The 19,212-nt window shown below is 62.0% G+C and carries 24 protein-coding genes; 10 read left to right on the plus strand and 14 right to left on the minus strand.

The genetic code is table 11. The features are described from left to right. The coding region (locus tag AOT83_RS27525; RefSeq protein ID WP_131726956.1) for a MerR family DNA-binding transcriptional regulator at positions 1–149 on the minus strand (149 nt) is incomplete at its 3' end. 159 nt (positions 150–308) lie between these two features. Here AOT83_RS27525 and AOT83_RS24645 point away from each other — a divergent pair. Both AOT83_RS24645 and AOT83_RS27970 read left to right on the plus strand, forming a co-directional pair. After that, a complete protein-coding gene (locus AOT83_RS24645) occupies positions 309–797 on the plus strand; it encodes an Hsp20 family protein (protein ID WP_078313492.1) in 489 nt (162 codons plus the stop codon). 686 nt (positions 798–1,483) lie between these two features. Continuing rightward, the gene (locus AOT83_RS27970; protein WP_157858393.1) at positions 1,484–1,657 is read left to right on the plus strand and encodes a hypothetical protein; all 174 of its coding nucleotides are present in this window, start codon (positions 1,484–1,486) and stop codon (positions 1,655–1,657) included. 86 nt (positions 1,658–1,743) lie between these two features. Here the strand turns inward: AOT83_RS27970 and AOT83_RS24650 are convergent, their stop codons facing one another. After that, a complete protein-coding gene (locus AOT83_RS24650) occupies positions 1,744–2,682 on the minus strand; it encodes an SDR family oxidoreductase (RefSeq protein ID WP_057966478.1) in 939 nt (312 codons plus the stop codon). 116 nt (positions 2,683–2,798) lie between these two features. Between AOT83_RS24650 and AOT83_RS24655 the strand changes: the two genes are divergently transcribed. After that, the gene (locus AOT83_RS24655) at positions 2,799–3,656 is read left to right on the plus strand and encodes a helix-turn-helix transcriptional regulator (RefSeq protein WP_109394794.1); all 858 of its coding nucleotides are present in this window, start codon (positions 2,799–2,801) and stop codon (positions 3,654–3,656) included. A gap of 764 nt (positions 3,657–4,420) precedes the next feature. Here the strand turns inward: AOT83_RS24655 and AOT83_RS24660 are convergent. Next, positions 4,421–5,611 carry a serine hydrolase domain-containing protein gene (locus AOT83_RS24660; protein ID WP_057966474.1) on the minus strand — a complete coding sequence of 397 codons (1,191 nt, stop codon included), beginning with the start codon at positions 5,609–5,611 and terminating at the stop codon, positions 4,421–4,423. Between the two features lie 111 nt (positions 5,612–5,722). Between AOT83_RS24660 and AOT83_RS24665 the strand changes: the two genes are divergently transcribed. Next, positions 5,723–6,358, plus strand: coding sequence for a TetR family transcriptional regulator (locus AOT83_RS24665; protein WP_052399615.1), 636 nt, complete (start codon positions 5,723–5,725; stop codon positions 6,356–6,358). A gap of 55 nt (positions 6,359–6,413) precedes the next feature. Here AOT83_RS24665 and AOT83_RS24670 read toward each other — a convergent pair whose 3' ends face one another. Both AOT83_RS24670 and AOT83_RS27140 read right to left on the minus strand, forming a co-directional pair. Then, positions 6,414–6,941 carry a hypothetical protein gene (locus AOT83_RS24670; protein ID WP_030097804.1) on the minus strand — a complete coding sequence of 176 codons (528 nt, stop codon included), beginning with the start codon at positions 6,939–6,941 and terminating at the stop codon, positions 6,414–6,416. A 67-nt stretch (positions 6,942–7,008) separates the two neighbouring features. Then, complete coding sequence (locus AOT83_RS27140) at positions 7,009–7,455, minus strand: DUF3887 domain-containing protein (protein ID WP_078313476.1); 447 nt, start codon at positions 7,453–7,455, stop codon at positions 7,009–7,011. A gap of 245 nt (positions 7,456–7,700) precedes the next feature. On the opposite strand from AOT83_RS27140, the gene AOT83_RS24680 reads away from it, so the two are divergent. Continuing rightward, positions 7,701–8,657 carry a 2OG-Fe(II) oxygenase gene (locus AOT83_RS24680; protein ID WP_057966473.1) on the plus strand — a complete coding sequence of 319 codons (957 nt, stop codon included), beginning with the start codon at positions 7,701–7,703 and terminating at the stop codon, positions 8,655–8,657. A gap of 27 nt (positions 8,658–8,684) precedes the next feature. After that, entirely contained in the window at positions 8,685–9,521 is an 837-nt protein-coding gene (locus AOT83_RS24685) for an SDR family NAD(P)-dependent oxidoreductase (RefSeq protein WP_057966472.1), read from the plus strand. Here the strand turns inward: AOT83_RS24685 and AOT83_RS24690 are convergent. Then, positions 9,518–10,042 (minus strand): hypothetical protein, encoded by a 525-nt coding sequence (locus AOT83_RS24690; RefSeq protein ID WP_057966471.1) that lies wholly within the window; start codon positions 10,040–10,042, stop codon positions 9,518–9,520. The two genes, AOT83_RS24685 and AOT83_RS24690, sit on opposite strands and share 4 nt — an antisense overlap. A 19-nt stretch (positions 10,043–10,061) precedes the next feature. After that, on the minus strand, positions 10,062–11,072 hold the full coding sequence (locus tag AOT83_RS24695) for an alcohol dehydrogenase catalytic domain-containing protein (protein WP_057966470.1): 1,011 nt from the start codon (positions 11,070–11,072) through the stop codon (positions 10,062–10,064). Between the two features lie 184 nt (positions 11,073–11,256). Here AOT83_RS24695 and AOT83_RS24700 point away from each other — a divergent pair, with 184 nt between their 5' ends. After that, the gene (locus AOT83_RS24700; protein ID WP_057966469.1) at positions 11,257–11,835 is read left to right on the plus strand and encodes a TetR/AcrR family transcriptional regulator; all 579 of its coding nucleotides are present in this window, start codon (positions 11,257–11,259) and stop codon (positions 11,833–11,835) included. A gap of 12 nt (positions 11,836–11,847) precedes the next feature. On the opposite strand, the gene AOT83_RS24705 is transcribed toward AOT83_RS24700, so the two are convergent. From AOT83_RS24705 to AOT83_RS24715, 3 genes are read right to left on the minus strand one after another with little or no spacing between them, the layout of a single operon-like run. Further along, positions 11,848–12,267, minus strand: a complete 420-nt coding sequence (locus AOT83_RS24705; protein ID WP_057966468.1) for a hypothetical protein — start codon at positions 12,265–12,267, stop codon at positions 11,848–11,850. A gap of 8 nt (positions 12,268–12,275) precedes the next feature. Then, positions 12,276–12,710, minus strand: coding sequence for a cupin domain-containing protein (locus AOT83_RS24710; protein WP_057966467.1), 435 nt, complete (start codon positions 12,708–12,710; stop codon positions 12,276–12,278). 6 nt (positions 12,711–12,716) lie between these two features. Further along, positions 12,717–13,670: an NADP-dependent oxidoreductase gene (locus tag AOT83_RS24715; protein WP_030097810.1), complete on the minus strand. Its 954-nt coding sequence runs from the start codon at positions 13,668–13,670 to the stop codon at positions 12,717–12,719. Positions 13,671–13,812: 142 nt separating this feature from the next. Here AOT83_RS24715 and AOT83_RS24720 point away from each other — a divergent pair, with 142 nt between their 5' ends. Then, positions 13,813–14,700, plus strand: a complete 888-nt coding sequence (locus tag AOT83_RS24720) for a LysR substrate-binding domain-containing protein (RefSeq protein ID WP_030097811.1) — start codon at positions 13,813–13,815, stop codon at positions 14,698–14,700. 261 nt (positions 14,701–14,961) lie between these two features. Further along, entirely contained in the window at positions 14,962–15,648 is a 687-nt protein-coding gene (locus AOT83_RS24725; protein ID WP_057966476.1) for a class I SAM-dependent methyltransferase, read from the plus strand. Here AOT83_RS24725 and AOT83_RS24730 read toward each other — a convergent pair. After that, entirely contained in the window at positions 15,645–16,073 is a 429-nt protein-coding gene (locus AOT83_RS24730; protein WP_030097813.1) for a cellulose-binding domain-containing protein, read from the minus strand. The genes AOT83_RS24725 and AOT83_RS24730 overlap by 4 nt on opposite strands. 127 nt (positions 16,074–16,200) lie before the next feature. Then, the gene (locus AOT83_RS24735) at positions 16,201–17,085 is read right to left on the minus strand and encodes an alpha/beta hydrolase (RefSeq protein WP_057966466.1); all 885 of its coding nucleotides are present in this window, start codon (positions 17,083–17,085) and stop codon (positions 16,201–16,203) included. A 222-nt stretch (positions 17,086–17,307) separates the two neighbouring features. Between AOT83_RS24735 and AOT83_RS24740 the strand changes: the two genes are divergently transcribed. Next, the gene (locus AOT83_RS24740) at positions 17,308–17,520 is read left to right on the plus strand and encodes a TOBE domain-containing protein (RefSeq protein ID WP_057966465.1); all 213 of its coding nucleotides are present in this window, start codon (positions 17,308–17,310) and stop codon (positions 17,518–17,520) included. A gap of 24 nt (positions 17,521–17,544) precedes the next feature. Here AOT83_RS24740 and AOT83_RS24745 read toward each other — a convergent pair whose 3' ends face one another. Further along, positions 17,545–17,736 carry a hypothetical protein gene (locus AOT83_RS24745; RefSeq protein WP_057966464.1) on the minus strand — a complete coding sequence of 64 codons (192 nt, stop codon included), beginning with the start codon at positions 17,734–17,736 and terminating at the stop codon, positions 17,545–17,547. Positions 17,737–17,830: 94 nt separating this feature from the next. Beyond that, positions 17,831–19,192: an FAD-dependent oxidoreductase gene (locus AOT83_RS24750; protein ID WP_057966475.1), complete on the minus strand. Its 1,362-nt coding sequence runs from the start codon at positions 19,190–19,192 to the stop codon at positions 17,831–17,833. Positions 19,193–19,212: the final 20 nt, after the last annotated feature.

Here is a 19,212-nt window from a genome sequence, read left to right on the forward strand (position 1 = left end):
CCTCCATCGGTCCGCGCCGGGGCAAGCAGGCCGTGGCGTTCCCACAACCGCAGCGATTGTGTTGGCGCCCCAGATAATTCGGCAGCCACCGTGATCCCATATACCCCTCGGGTCGGCGCGGGAAGCCCATAGCCGGGGGTTGAGCCCAGCGGGGACGCACCGTCGTCGATCACGTTCAAATTTTTCCCGTTTCCCTACTTGCACTCAACGTTGGTGAGTGCTAAATAGAATCTATACCAACTGGCATAGATAAGCTAGTTGGGAACGCAGAGATGGCACAGGAGAAAGGACAGATGGAGGTGGCTACCATGCTGCTGCGTACAGACCCATTCCGGGAGTTGGACCGTCTCGCCCAGCAGGTGCCGGGCACGGCGGCCCGGCCAACGACGATGCTGATGGATGCGTGGCGCGACGGGGACGAGTTCCACGTGGAGTTCGACTTGCCGGGCATCGCGGCAGATTCGCTGGATCTGGATATCGAGAACAATGTCGTCACGGTGCGCGCCAACCGCGCTCCAGTGGATTCGTCCCGTGAAATGCTCGCCGCCGAGCGGCCCCGTGGCGTGTTTTCTCGCCAGCTTGTGCTGGGCAACAACCTGGACACCGGCCGGATCACCGCCGACTACCGTGACGGGGTACTACGGCTGGTAATCCCTGTGGCAGAGAAGGCCAAGCCCCGCAAGATCACCGTCGACCGGCGCGAATCCGCCAGGGCGATCGATGACAACACGGTGATCACCGAGGACGGTGAGCGGGTGCACGGCAACGCTGCCGCCAAAGAACCGGTCAGCGCCTGATCTGGGAGCGGTCACCCTGAAGGGTGTCCCGGGGTGACCGGGCAGCTCGCTTCGCTTGCCCGGTCACTCCCCCGCCAACGGCGGCGCCCGGGGCGCTCTGGGATCCTCATTGGTCGGTCCGACGCTGACAACGGAAGGAGATAGCGATGACGCAGTGCACCACGATGGCAGCGCCAAGTTCCATCGAGCCATACACCCTGGCCACGTCCCTGACCGTGGACGACCCGCCGGTGGTGCTGGCGCTAATCGACGAAATCGATGCCATCTTCGCGTCCGCTGCGCCCGCCCCTGTCAGCCAGTGGCCGGCGCCACCAGCGGTTGGGTGTGCCCTGTGTGGGCCCCGGCGTGCTGGTCGGTCTTACCCTCATCGACAGGCCGCGCACAGCGAACCGGTTCAGCGGATCGACCCGACACAACGCAGCCCTCCGCGCCAGCTGAAGCACCCTTGAAACCCGACGACCGTATTGACTGACACGTGAAAGCGAGGTGGTGGCATCACAACCGCGGCGGTCGGCCGCCCGCCATCTGGACCACACCCTCGGCGCCGATGCATCAAGCGCGCCAACGCCTAACCTAGGCAACACTTCCCATGGCTGGGGCGGCCCCGCCACCACAAACTTGAAGCCCTGCAATCGTCACCCACGACCGCATTGTTGTCATCCTCCCGACACAGGAGAGGCCGAACCATGCTCAAACACGACGACATACCCACCGGCAACACCCGCGTCCTCATCGTGGAAGCAGACCTGACCGACTGGTCCGAACAACACCACGCCGTGGCGCTACCCGACGACGAATACCCCCATACCGCCCATCGACATATTGCAGCAGCTGACGAGCCGTATGCGAAAGGTTGTTAGACGGCAGCACTCACACCTACGACGGGCCTGGTGAACCGATACGTCGAGCCGTCGACCTACCTTCGTACATATCCCGGTGCTCAGTCTCAGGTGAATGTGAGTCCGGTGAGTTCCTCAGACACTGTCCAGATCCGTGATGCACTCTCGTTGTCGCGCAGCGGCTTCCAAAGTTTCTGCGCGCCTGCTGGTCCGCCGACATTACCTGGCCACTGCGGGCCGTAGAACCCACCGTTTTGGGCCTGAAGCGACGTGGCCGCCAAAAGCGCCGGCAGTTTGGCGCTTTCCACTGTCCCGACCACGAGCCCTCGCTCTGATAGCCAGCGGATAATTCGCACGCCGGCGGCGTCGTCGGGCCTGTCAATCTCCGGGCGCGCAGCCAACAGGCTGGTTGGGGCGACACCTGGATGCGAGATATTGCTGGTGATGCCCCACCCTCCGGCGTGGCTGCGTCGGCTTAGTTCAAGCCCGAACAGGCCGAACGCGATCTTGGATTGACGATAGGCGCGCATGCCGTCATAGCTGCGCTCCCAGTTCAAGTCATCCCAGTTGATCGCGCCGCTGCGCGCTGCGACGCTCGTCTGCGACGTCACGTGGGCGTGTCCCGCCTTCAACAATGGAAGAAGATGAGCGGTGAGCGCGACGTGGCCCAGATGGTTCGTACCGAACTGGATCTCGAACCCATCGGCGGTGGTTTGCCGATCCGGTGGTGTCATGACGCCTGCGTTGTTGATGAGCAGGTGGATCGGCGCCCCGTCCGCGCGCATCCTGTCCCCGAACGCCACCACCGAGGACAGTGAGGACAAATCCAATGTCTCCAGCGACAGCTTCGCATGCCAATGTTGATCACGGATGGCGGCGACTGCCGCCTCCCCTTTGCGGGGATTTCGTACCGGCATGATCACTTCGGCGCCAGCGCCAGCCAGCGCCGAGGCGATCCCGAACCCGATACCGTCGCTCGCCCCAGTCACCACTGCTCGCTTGCCGGATAAGTCAGGAATCTTGATGTCGTACTTCGTGCGTGTCATATGTTCGCCCCTATGATCGGCCTGCGTTGACGCACCGATGCGGTGCTTGATAGCCAGGGTTGCCGACATGCGCAAGGTTATCCATGGTCTGTCGATCCCTGGCTGAGCAATTCGGCATGGGCGAAGATGGCCGTGTGATTGATCGAGTAGGTCTGGCGGAATTTCTCGTACACCGCCGCAACGCGCTGCAGCCGGAGGACGTCGGACTCCCGCGTGGGCAGCGCCGCCGAACGACTGGCTTGCGCCGGGAGGAGGTCGCGGCGTTGTGTCATATGTCGACGGACTACTACTCGCGCCTGGAGCAAGAACGTGGACCGCAGCCCTCAGAACAGATGATCGCATCGATAGCTCAGGGGCTACATCTCTCTCGGGACGAGCGCGACCACCTGTTCCGGCTTGCCGGACACCAACCGCCAGTTCGCAACTCGTGCAACGAGCACGTCAGTCCCGGCATCCTGCGTATCTTCGATAGGCTCACTGACACCCCTGCTGAGATCGTTACTGAGCTCGGTGAGACCCTGCGCCAGACGCCACTCAGCGTCGCGCTCCTGGGCGATCTGTCCAGGCACAGCGGGGCGTCGCGAAGCAGTGGGTACCGGTGGTTCACCGACCCGGCTGCACGTGACCTTTATCTACGCGAGGATCACGAGTTTTACTCTCGCATGTACGTTTCGGGGCTCAGAGGTGTACTCACTCTCCGGGGCTCCGAGTCGAAGGCGGCCCGGTTTGTGGAGTTACTCATGGCCGAGAGCACGGAGTTCCGCAGCCTGTGGAAGCAGCACGAGATCGGCGTCACGCCACGAGAGATCAAGCGCTACCAGCACCCGGAGGTCGGGCTTCTGGAACTCCACTGCCAGATCCTGATGGACCCGTACGAGTCGCACTCGCTCTTGGTCTATACGGCAGTGCCAGGGAGCGAAAGCTACGAGAAGCTCGAACTGCTCTCGGTTATCGGCGTGATCCCGTTCGGCTGACTAACAGCGCCTACTTCGTGATCGATGGGCCGCTGCACTAGATCAACGAGCCGGGCGTAGACGAGGGTGAGCGGCCTTACCGCGGTGGACCGATCGACAATCTCCTAATGGATGCCCTGTCGAGGCCGCAATGAACGCAACCGACCGAGACTTATCAGCACCATGGCTAGAAACGCCGCCCCTTCCGGACGGTAGCACCCGGCTTCTCGCATCAACCCTACGAACTCTCCCGCAGGGAAGCTGTGAAGGAACGCGGCACGTCGTGAAGTGACCATTTGGCAAGAGCCGGTGAACATGAGGGCAGGCCGCTCCCCTAGATGCGGTTGTACGACGGTTGATCTCAACGGCGACCTCGATCGCCCGATCGCCTTTATGTTCCGCTGCCCTTGTCAGCTCCTTAGCGGATTTGCCCCAGGCGTACAGTCGGGACGTTCTGCCGGACCAGTAGGCAGTGGAAGGTGCTGCAGCACCGAGAACGGGGTCATCGTCGTCTCTCGGGGGCGGCGGCGGAAAGGATAAAGCCCCAGTCGCATCCGGCGCTTTTGGGCAAGACGTCGACGCTGAGCCGCCACCGCGCGACTGGATCGACCGGTTTGGGCAGCAATCTCATGCTCGGTGAGCGTGTCGGCTGTTATGAGCGCTATCTCGGCGGGCGACCAACGCCTACCACTGACCCGACCTAGCGGACTCGCAGCCACAGCGCACCTTTCTCTTGCTGGAATTTATACTGCTACAAAGCATTTCGATGAAATTGATTGTTTTAGTTAGAGAAGCCGGCAGGCTATCGAAGCGAACGTCGGCAGCCGAAGGTCGCCAACGGCGGTGAGACGACTGCCGAGATGGTTGGTCACGAACGCTATTGACAAACCCGACGCAGGAAACGCCATGCCACCTGAGCCGCCGGTGCCGTAATGCCCAAACCCGCTGGAGGTCGGCCCGCCCCGCAGTAGCGCGCGGTGGTAGCCCAGCCAGTGGTGCGGCGAGACACCGAGCACGTAGTCATAGCGGCTGTTGGGACGCATCTCCGCGATGTGCTCAACGGTCCCTGGCCTGAGGTACCCAATGCCTTCGACTTCACCGGCGTTGGCAAGCGCGCCATACATCTTGGCGAGAGCACGAGCTGTGAACACCCCGTTCCAGCCCGGTTGGACAGCGTCGTGGACCGAAGGGTGATTCTGCGACCCGACCAGTCCAGCGGGAATGCTCTCAACCAGCGCGCTGCCGCGTCGGTACCGTCCAGCTGCCGCCGCGAAGTTCTCATAGTCGAACCCGGCAACGCGAACCGCCGGGAACAGCGGGGCAATCCGAGCACGCTCCTCACGCGGGACTCGGAACCAGAAATCAGCCTCGCCGAGAGGCTCGCTGAGCTCGGTCTGCACAATTTCGGGGAAAGGCATGTTCGTGACACGTTGTGCCAGCTCTGCGACAAGAGTCCCGAACGACACCGTGTGATATCCCTGCAGGCGCAGCCGGCGCGGATCTGGAGAGCTCGCTGCGAGCGCCGCGGCCACGGTGTCGTGGTCAAAGAATCCATTCCCTGGCACAAGTCCACGTTCGCGGTGCAGTCCAGCGCGGTGATTCAGCAGCTCCCGGACAGTGATCGACCCTTTCCCGGCAGAACCAAACTCGGGCCAGTAGTCCGCAACTGGCTGCTCGTAGTCGATCAGTCCGCGGTCAGCCAGGCGGTGGATGACTGTGGCCGCCACTCCCTTGCCGGTCGAGTACGACATCGCCATCGTGTCGCGACGCCACGGGTTGCCGGGCCCGATGTCGCCCGCCCAGATATCCAGCACGGGCCTGCCGCGCAAAAAGACCGCGAGAGCACCGCCACCTGCACGACGGGACCTGAACAACCGAAAGAACTTGATGGCCAAAGGGATAAACCTGGAGTCGACAATCATCGAAGTTTCCTCGCCGCTGTCGATGGTGTCGCGTTCAGCACGTGCGGCAGTCATGGCGATAGCTCCCCTTGTTTTTGGTCCGGCTAGCCATAGTGCACGCCTCAAGCGATTCTGGCAAGAGTCTTGTCAGATACTCCTTCCGTGTCGTTCTACTAACATCGACACGTGGCGGCGCAGCGGACCTACGGCGGAATGAGTGCCGATCAGCGGCGCGCAGATCGCCGGATGCGTCTGCTGGCCGCTACCCGCGAGTTGCTGGAATCGGGAGGACTCGCCCAGATCACCGTCACCGCCGTATGCCGCCAGGCACAGCTGTCCGAACGCTATTTCTATGAGAGCTTTCCCGACAGAGACAAACTGCTCGGAGGCGTCTACGACGCATTCGCCGACGAATACATCAGTGCCGTGCTGACTAAAGTCGCCCTCGCCACCGACCTCACCAGCCGACTACGAGCCGCGCTGAGTGTGGCTCCAGAACTGGACGCCGCACACCCAGGCCTTCGTCACGTTCTCGGGCGTGAGGCCGACGACGGTGAAGCGGCGCGCGCTCGTGCGCACGTCGGGCGCAAGATCCTTGATCTATATCTCGCCAATCATTCGATTCTGTTCCAGGACCAGGCTGTCGACCCCCTCGATGCGGAGCTGGCACTGCGGATAATCGTCGCGGGTGGCTTAGATCTGACTTTTGCTTATTGCCAAGGAAAATTCGATGTTTCCGCTGACGAACTTGCGACTCGAATGGCCAACTTGCTGGAACCGCTCACCCGATCATTTAGCGTTGATGGCCAGGCTAAGCCGTAGACATCAATCGCACACCGCCGTGGGTTCGGACTGCGCTGCTCGCTACCCAACGTTTCTAGAATGTCGAGCTGTCGTCTGGGCCCAGCACGAAACCGTGTGGGGCCCTTGAGGTTGACTCGCCAGGTCCCGGGACGGTGTCGACAACACAGGCGGTCATCGCCTGGTCAACCGCGCACGTACCGGTCCACACCCCGCGGGTGAACACGACCTTGCTACCAGCCTGCAACAGTTTCGCCTGCCCAGGACCGGGCGGAGAATTGCCGAACTTACCGGCTTCCATGTAGCTCGCGGTCACGCTGCTATAGCTACTCCCCGGAATCGGCCCGGTGCACGTCGCGATGTCCCACATTCCTCGAACGTTGATCACCACACTGCAGTTCTGGCCGGCGGGAGTGCTGAACTGCACGCTGCTCACGGCACCGTTGTATCCGCTGGTCGGGATCGCGACCGTGTAGTCGGACGTATTCACCGCGGTGTACCGATCCAGATCCGGCAATTGCGGTTCAGCGACGGCAGGCGGCGCCAATGACAAGCCACTGGCTGCCAGTGCTCCGATACATCCCAAAGCCCGAGCGGACGCCATTCCGCCAGGTTAACAGCATGCGCCAGAGTGGCGACTGGCCCCGGCTACCGGTGCTCGACAAGCGAACTCAGGGTACGGGGACGCCGTCCTTGAGGAAGTACAGACCCGCGACGGATCCGTCCGGGTGAACGGTCAGCCGGAACTGGCCGGGTGCACGCTCCATCTGAAGAGGTATGTTGACCACGGTCAGCTCGCCGCGCTGGACGTCGTCGGGATCACCGTGTGACTGGTATGCGCCCAGCAGCTCCTGGTAGGTAATCCATGCTTGCCCAAGAGCCGGAGCCGACAACATGTCCGCCATGGTTTGGTCGAAATGGGCGGTGGCAGCTGCATTGTCACCCTGCACGATATGGTCCAGCGTTGCCAGTGCCAGTTGGTCCGGACTACCGGCAGGGCTTGCTGTTCGAGTGTCCCCCCGGCCACAGGCAACCGCGCTTACGGCAAGAGCACCCACCGCCGCCAGTGTCACCACAGCGCGAAGCCGGGAGCTTCGGAGCGCTCGTGCGTATCGCATAAGCCTGAAGATACTCCCGTCGACTGTCCCCGGTATCCCGTCCGGGACTCAGAGTCGACGTCAACATCGAGCTTTTTCGCTGTACGTCTCTGCCCTCCCGGACGGCAACCCTCAACCACAGAACATCGATTTGGTTGGAGCCGAAACCATGGCGCTGCGCTACCCCACTGTTGCATCGTGCAGACCCAATGAATGCGGACGGCTGTCTGGGCTCCGCATGCTCTAGTGCGAGGAGCAGATATCTGATGCAGATCCATAGTGAACTTTCCAGCGAGTCAACAGAATCCTTCGAAAGCTATGCGGGCAACGATGGCACACTCCGCGACGCACATACCGTTGTCAGAGTCGAAGAACTCGAACGAAACGCGTCAGATCTTGACCAAAAATTCCATACCGCTCAACCATTTCCGCATCTGGTGGTCGACGATTTCCTCCGCCTGCCCTCCGAGACTGCCGCCGACTTCCCCAGCATCGATTGGCCCTGGTGGAACAAATGGGAAGACGGATACATTCGCAACAAACGATTCTGCGCCGAAATCGACCTCATCCCGGAACCATTCAAAACTGTCATCAGAGAACTCAACGAACCCCGCTTCCTGAGCGTGCTCGAAAAGATCACCGGCATCGGGCAGTTGCTCCCCGATCCCTATCTGTTCGGGGGCGGTATTCACCTCAGCGGCGCGGGCGGTGTCCTGACTCCCCACACCGACTTCCACTATCTTCGCGCGCTAAATCTCTACCGCCGCATCAACGTTGTCGTCTACTTGAATGACAGCTGGTCGCTCGATAACGGAGGTTGCCTGTCGCTCTACGACGCGGAGGGCCGGGCCGTTCAGACGGTCGTTCCCGTCTGGGGCAGGGCCCTCATCTTTCGCACCGATGACCAGTCGGTGCACGGATTCCCCCACCCCGTCGCCGAAGGCTCATGGCGGCAATCGCTGGCGCTGTTCTACTACACCGCCGCGCCAGCCGACAGCTTCGGTGGCGACGAGACGACGTACTACAGGGAGCACGGAGCGCAGGACGGCATCGCCCGAAAGGCCCGGCTACTCGTCTTCAAACGTCTTCTGAACCTCAGCCGCAACATCAGCATGTGCGCGTATGTCGTGAACCCCAATCTCGGCATCCCCGCGGTCAAAGCGCATTTCGCTTATCTCCGCAGGGCCAAAGCCCGTGAGATAGCCAGAAAGTTGCAGCACTAGAGACCAGACCTACATCAGGAGGCAGGAATGGAAGGCTATAGCGGCAAGGTGGCAGTGGTGACCGGCGCAGGCTCGGGCATCGGGCGCGCTCTGGCGATCGAGCTGGCCCGCTCGGGCGCCAAAGTTGCCATCAGTGATGTGGACATCGAGGGACTCTCCGAGACCGAACGACAGATGCAAGCCCTCGGGGCCGAGGTACGCGCCGACCTCCTCAATGTCGTTGAGCGCGAGGCTTTCCTGCTCTACGCCGACTCCGTCACAAGGCAGTTCGGCAAGGTCAACCAGATATTCAACAATGCCGGCATCGCCTATGCCGGTGACGTCGGGGTGAGCCCATTCAAAGACATGGAGCGCATCTTCGATGTCGACTTCTGGGGTGTCGTCAACGGCACCAAGGCATTCCTGCCCCACCTGATCGCCTCCGGCGACGGCCACGTCATCAACGTCTCCAGCCTGTTCGGCTTGTTATCCCTGCCTGGCCAGAGTGCCTACAACGCCGCGAAGTTCGCGGTGCGCGGCTTCACCGAATCACTGCGCCAGGAAATGATCATCGGCAAGAAACCGGTCGCCGTCACCTGCGTGCACCCGGGCGGCATCAAGACTGCCATCGCCCGCAATGCCACCGTCGCCGAGGGTATCGATGTGCAGGCGGCGGCCGCCGTGTTCGACAAGTATCTGGCGATCACCTGCCCAGAGGCCGCCGCCCGCATCATCCTTACCGCCGTGCGTAAGAAGAAGCCCCGCGTGCTCGTCGGACCCGATGCCAAGGTGCTCGATCTACTCGTCCGGGCCATGGGAGCTCGCTACCAGGATCTCTTTTCGGTGTTCACGGGTCTCGCGGTACACCCGGCGACGACAGGCTAGTCCGTGTCGATGGAATGCAGGCTGCCGAGATCGGCGGTCAGCCCGAACCACCCCAGGTGTGTGCGCGTGTTTCTGCGGGTCTTCCACGTGATTGCGCCTACGAAGATTCCGGGTGCGACCTGGCGGATCTCGTTGTAAAGACGTCGCCCGATCGCGTTGTTGCCCGCGTGGTTGTAGTCAAAGACGATGGCGTCGTGGCCGTCGAGGATGGAGGCGTCGATTCTGACTATGTACGGGAAGACATCACGGCCGAATCTCATGCGGTTTGACCCCTTTCCGCTCAATCCGTTATCGATGACAGACAGCCTCTTGCCGATCCATACCGCACGACTCGGGTCGGCGAAGTACCGCACTATTTTCGCGCTGATGCCGTGGTCGCGCCCTCGCATTGCGAGCTGGCGTCCGTCGGGCTTTTCCCCGAGCACATGAAGATCTGCGGGCACGGTTCCGTTTTGGTAGAGAACGCCAAGTTCGGTGAAGTCCAGGCGTGCGATGTCGTTGAGCGTCATGTTGAGTGTCATGATGAAATCCTTTACAGATCTAGGCGGTTGTTTGATTTCGCAGCGCCACGAGCTTGCGGGGTTCTGCGGTGTAGGCCTCGGGTAGGTCTTCCCAGTCGATTTCGGCTGCCCAAATAGTTGATGGTCGAATGAGCCCTTGGGACACGACGTCGATAGTTGGCCGGACGTGCGGACCGTTGTTGCCGAGACCGAAACGCACGGTGGCGCCGTTCAAGTAGGACAGAAATCCGGGCAAGCGCATATCGGCGAAATGTCCACCAACACACTCGATCACGCCCTCGGGTTCAAGCATGCCGATCGTGCCGTACAACCAATCCGCATTCGCACCGACAGCGATAATCAGCCCAAAAGTGCCATCAAGCTGGTCCGGTGAGGCTGCGACGGCGTGTGCCCCTAGATTGCCGGCAATGGATCGGCGCTCAGGGTCTGGGTCAGCGTAGGCGACATAGGGCATACCGAGGGCAACAGCGAAGGCGACCTGATACAACCCGTGCTCACCGCCGCCGAAAACCGCTACCCGTTCGGGTTGCAGGTGCGTGTTCCTGGAGACAATGGCATGGCCAAGGCCCAAACCGTCACCCGCAGCACTGAACTCGCGGGGCTCCACGCCAGCCGGCACCGGGGTCAACATGGCATCGGCGAACGGGACACGGACGAGGTCATCGAACAGACCGCCCCACGGGCCGCCCACGCCGTACCCAGATCCGGGCGGTACTTCACGGCAATGCCCAGTCACACCACGCAGGCAGCGATCACAAACGCCACAGGCGATGTGCCACACCACAACCGCGATGTCCCCGGGGCGCACCGAAGTCACGCTGTCACCGATTGACACCACTCGCACAACCGCCTCGTGACCGATGGGAAAAGGCGGCCGCAGCGGCAATCCCCCGCTAATCAGTGCGATATCGAAGTTACAGCGGCTGGCCGCCACCGGCACAACCAGCGCTTCGTAATCTCCCTGCAGCACCGGCTCGATCGCCTCGTGCCACTCCACCTTCCCCGGTGCGGCGTAGACCAACGACCGCATCACGGCCAGTCACCCATCGCGCGCTGCGCTATTCGACACCCGCGATCCGGCGGGGCTACTCCTGTCGAGAGGCTGATGTCCACCACTGTCTCCTTTGATATGTAGGCCATCCGAGGCGAGGTATACATACCGGTCAGTATACCCAAGGTATACAGATCGGTATACCGCTGATAGAGTGACGCAAGTGACAATCACCGGAGCGCGTGAGCGGCTGTTAGAAGCCGCCGCGCAGCTGACCTACCTCAATGGCATCGACGTGACTGGGGTAGATGCCATTGCCAAACAGGCCGGTGTCACCAAACGCACCCTTTACCAGCACTTTCGATCAAAGGACGAGCTTGTGGCCGCAGCGCTGCAAGCTCGCGATGAGCCCACAATCGCGGGCCTGCGAGCCGCTATCGATCATCACATCTCACGTGGGCTGCGTCCGGTCGAGGCGCTGTTCGCGGTGCTGACGCTAACCTTCGCGATCCCCGGATTCCGCGGTTGCGCATTCCTGAATGCGGGACTGGAGATGCACGCCGATGATCACCTCGTGCGACCGGTCACCCGCTCACATACCGACGCCAGGCGGAACCTGATCGCCGACCTAGTCCATGCCGAAGGCATCGATGATGAATGGGTAACCGATGCGGTGACTCTGCTCGTCGAAGGCACCCTCGCCGCCGGTGCAGCGAGGCGCGACACGGGCCTCGTAGGTCGTGCCGCGCAGTCCGCCGAACGCATACTCAGTCTTGCCCGCGCTACTCCCCCGCAGCCATGAGGGACGTTTTGGCTAGCGTGACGGCGACCTTGTGCCGAGTATCGCGTACGCCGCGCCAGCGCTGGCCGCGGAGAAAACGCTGTAGCTGAACGGTGCCTCCAGTCCGATAGATACCGCCATGCTGGTCCCAAACATGATGAGCAACAGGCATGTTGCCGCACCGACAAGCGCGGGCCTCCATCCGATGAGAAGCAAGACCGCCAGGATCACTTCGGCGGCAGTGGAAGCCCACACAATGACGGACAGTAACCATCCGGAGGCAAACGGAATCAGCTGATGGGTGTACGCGGTGAAGGCACCCATGCTCCCCCAGCTGCCCTGACCGAGCGGTGCCCACCACCCGAATCGGTCGGCAACTGCGGACAGAAAGGCCGTCGCGAGCGAAGTACGCAGGGCTATCCCGACGACGTTGACTCGATCAAGCTTGTACACAAGTTCTCCTACTGCGTGGTGGCGTCATCGGTAGTCAGCGGTCCATCTCCGGTATCGACCAGGAAGACTGCGAGTAACTCGGCAGGTTCTGTGGCGCTGGCGTTTTCGCCGATCGTGTGGTGCGCGCCGGGGTCTTCGTACCAGGTCTCCCCAGCGTGATACACCCGGGACGGCTGACCCTCGACTTGGCTGCGGATCGCACCTGAGATCACGTACGCCATGATGAACGCTGACTTCGCATGACGGTGAGCCATACTTTTTGTGCCCGGCGGATAGCTCACGGTCACTGATATCAACGACTTTCCGGGCACATTGGTCGGCCGATCGAATACTTCTCGGACTACCGGGTTTTCGCCCACATTTTGCGGCGAACGTCCGGCGCAGGCCACAGGCACGAGCATCACGGCGCCGCCCAGGGCGGCAAGCAGAACTTTCGGAACCATATTGGCTCATCCCCTTTCGGATTGACGCGATTTGTCGCCTCGAGCGGCGGGGAGCAACTGGATGATCGTCTTGCCGGGAGTCTTATGGTCGGGGTCGAAAGCGCTCACCGCGTTCTCGAGGGGAAGAATGCACCCGATGTCTTGGCGTATTCTGCCGTCGCGCAATCTCTCTTCCAGAAAAGTCAACTGTGCACGGTCCGGTTCGACGACAAAGAAGATCGCACGCGCTCCCTGGGGAATGATCCGTGGCGGTTCGGCAATGGTGATCAGCGTGCCACCGGCACGCAGCAATTGCGCTGAGCGATCAAGGATCTCTCCGCCAAGGACATCGAACACCACGTCGACCGCGCCAATGTCTTCGATCGCGTCGCTACCCAAGTCAACGAACTCATCCGCGTTGAGTCCCAGAATCTGCTCGCGTTGACCTGTGCGTCCACTGCCGATGACATACGAGCCGGCCTCGTGCGCGAGTTGCACGGCGACGGAGCCGACTGCGCCTGCCGCACCATGTATCAGCACGCGCTGGCCGGCGGTGATCTGAGCATGCACGAACAACGCCTGCCAGGCTGTCAGGCCAGAGATGGGCAGAGCCGCCGCGACCGCGTGATCGACATCAGCCGCGAGCGGCGCCAGATTACGCGCTTCCACCGCGACGTACTCCGCCAGCGTTCCGTTCCGCGCCCAGTCTGTGATGCCAAAGACTCGTTGCCCCACCGTCAGTCCCGTTGTTCCATAGCCCAATTCGACCACCACACCCGATACTTCGTGCCCCGGAATGCTAGGAGCCCGGTCCCGTCCCGAGCGGTCGGCCCAGGTTCCGGGCCAGTCGAGTTCACCGGGAGTGAAGCCGGCGGCATGTACCCGGACGATGACGTCGTTCTCCGCAGCATGCGGGTAAGACATGTCCATCAACGACAGGCTGGTGCCCTCGGCACCTTGCTGCGCGACGATCGCCTTCATCGTCACTGGAGCTTCCAAAGCCTTATCCATGGCAGGCATCCTCATCCTTTCGTCCGCGTCCCTCTCATCACAGTCCCCCCAAGCCATCTAGTCCAACGCATACTTTTGATAGATTCCATCTACTGAATAGATGAGGTGGCATATGGAACTTCGACAGTTGGAACATTTTGTCGCCGTTGCCAGTGAGATGAGCTTCTCCCGCGCGGTCCAGCGTGCCCATGTTGTCCAGTCCGCGCTGTCGACGTCGGTGAGCAAGTTGGAGAAGGAACTCGGGGTAGAACTGTTCGACCGCACGCGGCAACAGATCCGTTTGACCCCAGCCGGAGAGCTGTTCCGCACGCACGCCATTCGCGTCATCCAGACCGCCCGGCATGCCAAAGACTCCGTCGGCGATTTCCGTGGCGCGCTCACCGGGAGGGTCGATCTCGGCGCACTCATCTCCTTTGGGCCACTCGACGTACCCAAGGTGCTGGGGCAGTTCCACCGCGACTATCCGCTGGTACAAATCCGCTTGCGACAGAGCCAAACCGGTTCGAGCGCATACTTGTCGGCCATCGCGGACGGAACCCTCGACCTGGCCCTTGTCTCAGCGCCCGATCGGTTTCCGGCAGGTGTTCAGATGCGGCTCCTCTGCGCAGAGCCCATGATGTTTGTCTGCCGACCCGATCACCGGCTCGCCGAACGCAGCCACGTCGGCATCACCGAACTTGTCGACGAACACCTCATCGGCTTTCCCAGCCAGTTTGGCTTACGACGCTTGGTCGACGACGCCTTCACCGCCGCGGGTGCCACCGCGTTCACGCCGCATGAAGTCGCCCTTGAGTATTCGATCGCTGCGAGCCTGGTCCAACATGGGCTCGGCACCATCTTCATGCCCGCCAGCGAGGCCGCACAGTTCGCACACTTGCGGGCACTCGCCGTTCGCCCCGCCATCACGTGGAAGATCTACCTCGCATCGGCCGAACAATCTCAACTCGGGCCGGCGAGTGCTCAACTGGCGGAACGTCTCATCGCCTCCGCTCACCAATAGCCGCAGCGCCGCCACGTCCCGCCGGAGCGGCCTCCGAGGTTCCAGCGCGTTGTCGAGCCCTCTCCGCCCACGCGCGATCTTTCTCAACCGTCCCGTAAATACACCGTAATACGTTTCCAATTTGTTATCGGTTTTCAGCAGATTGACAACTTTCGCGTAGCCTCTATTCAGCAATGGAGAGTAATTTACCCTTTGAAAAATGCTCGCTTTGAGCAAAACAATTTGTTGCCGTCCATCGGCATCGCACCTAATATCGGCAATATGCCAACATTTGATGTGAATGCCGTGGACTGGGACGAGTTGTACAGGGGCGAAGCGGTTTATGCGCCTGGTGATCCGGGTTGGAATATCGGCGAGATGCAACCCGAAATAGCAGCTCTACACCGGCAAGGCCGATTTGAGAGCCCGATCCTCGATTCTGGATGCGGGGTGGGGTTGACCTCGCTGAAGCTGGCCGGTCATGGGTACCAAGTCGTGGGTCTCGATCTATCTGGCAGCGCGATAGACAAAGCGCAAAGAGCGGCCGCCCAGCTTGGCTTGGATGCTATTTTCAATACAGCTGATCTGACCGCAGATACCGGCTATCACAATTATTTCAATACCGTCATTGATGGCCTTGCATTTCACTGCCTACCCGATGAGCTCAGAGAAAGTTATGTGCGATCACTGGCGCGAGCGCTCAGGCCCGGCGGCAAGTTCTTTGCACTTGTTTTTGCAACCGAGGCCTTTCCGCCAGATGCCGAATTCGGGCCCCGGCCGTTCACCGAACAGCAGCTGCACAGCATTGTGGGGCGGCACTTGGTCATCGACGAGATCCGGCGCGCACGAGCCTGGGTGAATGTCCCCAGCCAGTTGCCCGAGGGCTTCGAGTATCGCGGTGTGACGATTGGCTCCGACGGACGCGCCCAGTTACCGGCCTGGCTGGTTTCTGCGCACCGCAGCCTTTAGCTGCAGGGAACTTGCCCGTTGAGCACACAGTTCAACGGTGGCGTGTAGGAACCGCTCAGCACGCCCCGCAGACCGCCGGTGGCTGAGGCTCCCGGTGCGATGATGCGATTCCAATTCGCGGGGCTCAGAACGTAGTGCGTGCCGGACTGCGTCACGGTGCTGCTCCAGGTGTGCCGGATGGACTCTCCGATTGGCAGATCGAACTCAAGCCGCCAATCGGAGAGAGGCACCGTGCTCAAATTGGTGATTGTGAAGCTGGCGATGAAACCCGTTTGCCACGTCGATGTCACCGACAGCCTCGCCGTGGCCGCGGCCGCGTGAACTTCGGGCGCCATGGGAAGTCCGAGAATGAGAAGCATCAATGCTGACACGGTTACGTGAAGGACTGTGCGCCATCGCTTCACGCACCCGACAAGTCCTGCCATAACCGCCAACATTAGAGCCACTCAGCCGATACACGTCCGGGCATCGCGGTCAGGCTCCAAGACCTTTGCGTAACTGAGACCATCGCGAAATCTGGTCTCGATCTCGCTGATCTCACGCTCGCGGTTCTCAGTGATCCCCGGTTTGTTGCGCAGACGCGGATACGGAATGCACGATACGCAGGATTTCGTCGGCGACTAGATGCGGTTCCGTGAAAACCACGAGGTGCCCGGATTTCCTGGCCAGCACATGTCGGGCGCCCAGGTGTGCGGCGGTGCGCCGGTGGGCGTTCAGGAACTCGGTACGGATGGATCGATCGAACAGCGTGGTCTTGGTTCCCGAAATCACGGTCACGGGCACGCCGCCCAGATGGTGACCTCGGCGGCGCAGACTCTGCAATCCCTCGATGACGTACCGCTCCTCGGCGTCGGCTGCACCCTCGGCATCCACCGTCAAGTCTTCGGCGACCAGATCGCGTACCACGTCGGCTGGCATACCCGGGGCGACCCGGCGCACTGCCAGCGTCAGTACGTGCAAGTGGCGAAGCACGCCAATGAACCAACGCCCTGCCAACGCGATCCGGCGCAACTGTTTGAGTGGGGAGCCGCAACATATGTTCACGTGCTCGTCTGAGTGATCGACCAGCACCAGACCCGCGATGCGGGACGGATCGTGCAGTGTGGCGGCCAGCGCGACGGTCCCTCCGTAGCTGTGACCCACCAGAATGACCGGGCCGCCGTCGAGTGCCGCCAACAATTCGCCGAGATCGCCCGCAAGGCGTTCCAGGGTGCGTGGCGCTGGATCGGGGTCACTGCGCCCCAGATTCGCGCGGTCGTAGACCACCGTTGAGAAGTGCTGTGCGACAAGCGGCGCGACCAGCCCCCACTCCGATCGCGAGGCTCCCAGGCCCGATTCGAAAACCACCGTTGGGGCTCCGGCACCGGCATGCATGTAGTGCAGCGCCCGGCCATCGGCGAGCCGGACCACGCCGCATTGACCAAGTGTGTGCGCCATCTGCACTCTCCTATCCCACCTCGATATCACACAACGGGGGTCCGTCGGGTACTCCCGATCATACCCCATGGGGGTATGTGTTGAAGGGTGGCGCTCTCCCGTGCCAGAGGTTTGCCGAGTCAGATCGTCACGCTATGAGCGCTTTTCACCGCGCGCACCCGATACCGCCACGGCGCTGTGTACGGTCTTCAAACACCGAGACACCGAACGTAAGGAGATGCCATGCGCCTATCTACACGTAATCAGCTGACGGGAACGATCACCGAGGTGAATGTCGGAACCGTGATGGCCATCGTGAAGATCCGGCTCGACGGCGGCGACCAGGTCGTCACTTCTTCGATCACCAAGGACGCAGTGGCCGACCTCGGCCTGACTGTCGGTCAGCCCGCCACGGTCTTCATCAAGTCCACCGAGGTGACCGTGGGGGTCGAATAGGCCAGGTGGACGGCCACAAAAGTCTCACGTGAAGGTGCGGCGCCCGAGTTCGGTGAAATCCACCTCGACCTCGTCGCCGTCCCGCTCGACCTCGCAGTAACCCGTACCCCGGAGCTCGTGCAGCGCCTCCCAGGGCGGCTCTTCGTCTGGCAGATGCCAGCCGATCGCCGTGGGCCACTCGCGATCGTGATGGTGATCAACGAGCTGGTCAACCACAGAAGCGGCTTCAGCGCTGAGCCGAACGGGCTCGCGGTCTTCGCTGCGCCTCCGTGAGAACCATTTCATGGCAGCAGTTTACGAGTAGCCCCGGCTAGCGCGATACGCCCTCCGCGGACATCGCCTCGGCCGCGGCGCGCTCGCCTGAGCGGATGGCGCCGTCGACCCACCCCAACATGACGGCGGAACTCTCGGTTCCGGCCCAGTGGATGCGGTCACACGGCTGACGCAGCGCGGAGCCGAACTCCGTCATCACCCCGGTTGGCGCATGGCTGATCATTCCTCCGCCCGAATACCTGTCGGTGGTCCAGTTCTGCTCGTGATAGCCCTGCGGTGACGCGGCTTTGGGCCCGAACCGGTCGACGAGTTCCCTCATGACCGTCGCCCTGCGTGCGGACCCGTCGAGGCGCCCAAGAGCACGCGCGGCCGGTCCTTCGGTAATGACACACATGATGCCGGGCGTTCCGGTGTCGGTGCAGGCGTCGATCGTCAATGTCGCGGGAGTGCCCGGTGCGGCGGACTGTCCGCATAGCCCGTCCCCGCGCCAGAACGGTTCGTCATAGATCACTGAGATTTTCACGACTGCGCCGCCAGGCATACGTTGCTGCAGCAGGCTGCGGTCCGCGCTCAGCATCGGCTCATAGGAGATCTGCCCGGCGATCGCCAACGGGACGGCCACGATGGCCCGCCGCGCCCGCACCGTCAGGTGGTCGGCACGAACCGTCACCCCGTCGGCATCTTGCGCAATACTTCGTACCGGCTGCGAAAGGTGCAGTGTCTCAGCGAGTTCGCTCGCGATTGGACGGTAGATCGCGCCCATCCCACCCACCGGCCGGGCATCCTGTGAGCCGTCTTTGGCTGAAATCACGAAGACTGGGCCGCCCCCCGAGGCCATCTGGGTCAGCATCCACAACATCGATGTCTCCGACGCCGCCGACGTGTACGTGCCTGCCAACGCCATCTCGAGCATCTCTCGGGCTTTCCTGGACCTGATGCGCGTGCCAAGCCAGTGCCCAACACTTATTCGATCCCACTGTGCGGCCCTCTTGGCGTTCCACGGTGTTTCCAGCGGAATCGACTTGCACATCTGGATGACCTCGAGCAGGCCGGCACCAAGGTTCGCGATGGCCCATGGGCTCATGCTCCACGGAATGGTTCCGTGATAGCGATGCGTCGTGCTGTCGACGATCATCATCGCGTCACCACCGGTGTACTGCTTGTACTCGGCGACACCGAACTCGTTCATCAACGCGTAGATTCGGTCCTGGCCGGGGCCTATCCAGGCGCCGCCCCGGTCGACCCACGTCCCGTCGGGTAAGACCTCGGTGAATGTGCGTCCACCGACCCGGTCACGGGCCTCCAGCAGCGCGATCGAGCATCCCGCCCGTTTCAGGCGCAGTGCGGCCACCAGTCCGGCAAACCCCGCACCGACGATGCAGTAATCGACGTCCGTCATCATCCACCTCGTATCGGCAG

This window comes from Mycobacteroides sp. H001 (assembly GCF_001440005.1).
Taxonomy (GTDB): Bacteria; Actinomycetota; Actinomycetes; order Mycobacteriales; family Mycobacteriaceae; genus Mycobacterium; species Mycobacterium gwanakae.

What these genes read in the sequence shown, in the direction of transcription:
- AOT83_RS24725 (WP_057966476.1), top strand. Translation starts at nt 14,962, where the DNA reads ATGCCAACATTTGATGTGAATGCCGTGGACTGGGACGAGTTGTACAGG.
- AOT83_RS24695 (WP_057966470.1), bottom strand. Translation starts at nt 11,072, where the DNA reads ATGCGGTCGTTGGTCTACGCCGCACCGGGGAAGGTGGAGTGGCACGAG.
- AOT83_RS24715 (WP_030097810.1), bottom strand. Translation starts at nt 13,670, where the DNA reads ATGAAGGCGATCGTCGCGCAGCAAGGTGCCGAGGGCACCAGCCTGTCG.
- AOT83_RS24735 (WP_057966466.1), bottom strand. Translation starts at nt 17,085, where the DNA reads ATGGCGCACACACTTGGTCAATGCGGCGTGGTCCGGCTCGCCGATGGC.
- AOT83_RS24690 (WP_057966471.1), bottom strand. Translation starts at nt 10,042, where the DNA reads ATGACACTCAACATGACGCTCAACGACATCGCACGCCTGGACTTCACC.
- AOT83_RS24750 (WP_057966475.1), bottom strand. Translation starts at nt 19,192, where the DNA reads ATGACGGACGTCGATTACTGCATCGTCGGTGCGGGGTTTGCCGGACTG.
- AOT83_RS24650 (WP_057966478.1), bottom strand. Translation starts at nt 2,682, where the DNA reads ATGACACGCACGAAGTACGACATCAAGATTCCTGACTTATCCGGCAAG.
- AOT83_RS24680 (WP_057966473.1), top strand. Translation starts at nt 7,701, where the DNA reads ATGCAGATCCATAGTGAACTTTCCAGCGAGTCAACAGAATCCTTCGAA.
- AOT83_RS24720 (WP_030097811.1), top strand. Translation starts at nt 13,813, where the DNA reads ATGGAACTTCGACAGTTGGAACATTTTGTCGCCGTTGCCAGTGAGATG.
- AOT83_RS24645 (WP_078313492.1), top strand. Translation starts at nt 309, where the DNA reads ATGCTGCTGCGTACAGACCCATTCCGGGAGTTGGACCGTCTCGCCCAG.
- AOT83_RS27970 (WP_157858393.1), top strand. Translation starts at nt 1,484, where the DNA reads ATGCTCAAACACGACGACATACCCACCGGCAACACCCGCGTCCTCATC.
- AOT83_RS27140 (WP_078313476.1), bottom strand. Translation starts at nt 7,455, where the DNA reads ATGCGATACGCACGAGCGCTCCGAAGCTCCCGGCTTCGCGCTGTGGTG.
- AOT83_RS24740 (WP_057966465.1), top strand. Translation starts at nt 17,308, where the DNA reads ATGCGCCTATCTACACGTAATCAGCTGACGGGAACGATCACCGAGGTG.
- AOT83_RS24660 (WP_057966474.1), bottom strand. Translation starts at nt 5,611, where the DNA reads ATGACTGCCGCACGTGCTGAACGCGACACCATCGACAGCGGCGAGGAA.
- AOT83_RS24655 (WP_109394794.1), top strand. Translation starts at nt 2,799, where the DNA reads ATGGGCGAAGATGGCCGTGTGATTGATCGAGTAGGTCTGGCGGAATTT.
- AOT83_RS24710 (WP_057966467.1), bottom strand. Translation starts at nt 12,710, where the DNA reads ATGGTTCCGAAAGTTCTGCTTGCCGCCCTGGGCGGCGCCGTGATGCTC.
- AOT83_RS24685 (WP_057966472.1), top strand. Translation starts at nt 8,685, where the DNA reads ATGGAAGGCTATAGCGGCAAGGTGGCAGTGGTGACCGGCGCAGGCTCG.
- AOT83_RS24730 (WP_030097813.1), bottom strand. Translation starts at nt 16,073, where the DNA reads ATGGCAGGACTTGTCGGGTGCGTGAAGCGATGGCGCACAGTCCTTCAC.
- AOT83_RS24670 (WP_030097804.1), bottom strand. Translation starts at nt 6,941, where the DNA reads ATGGCGTCCGCTCGGGCTTTGGGATGTATCGGAGCACTGGCAGCCAGT.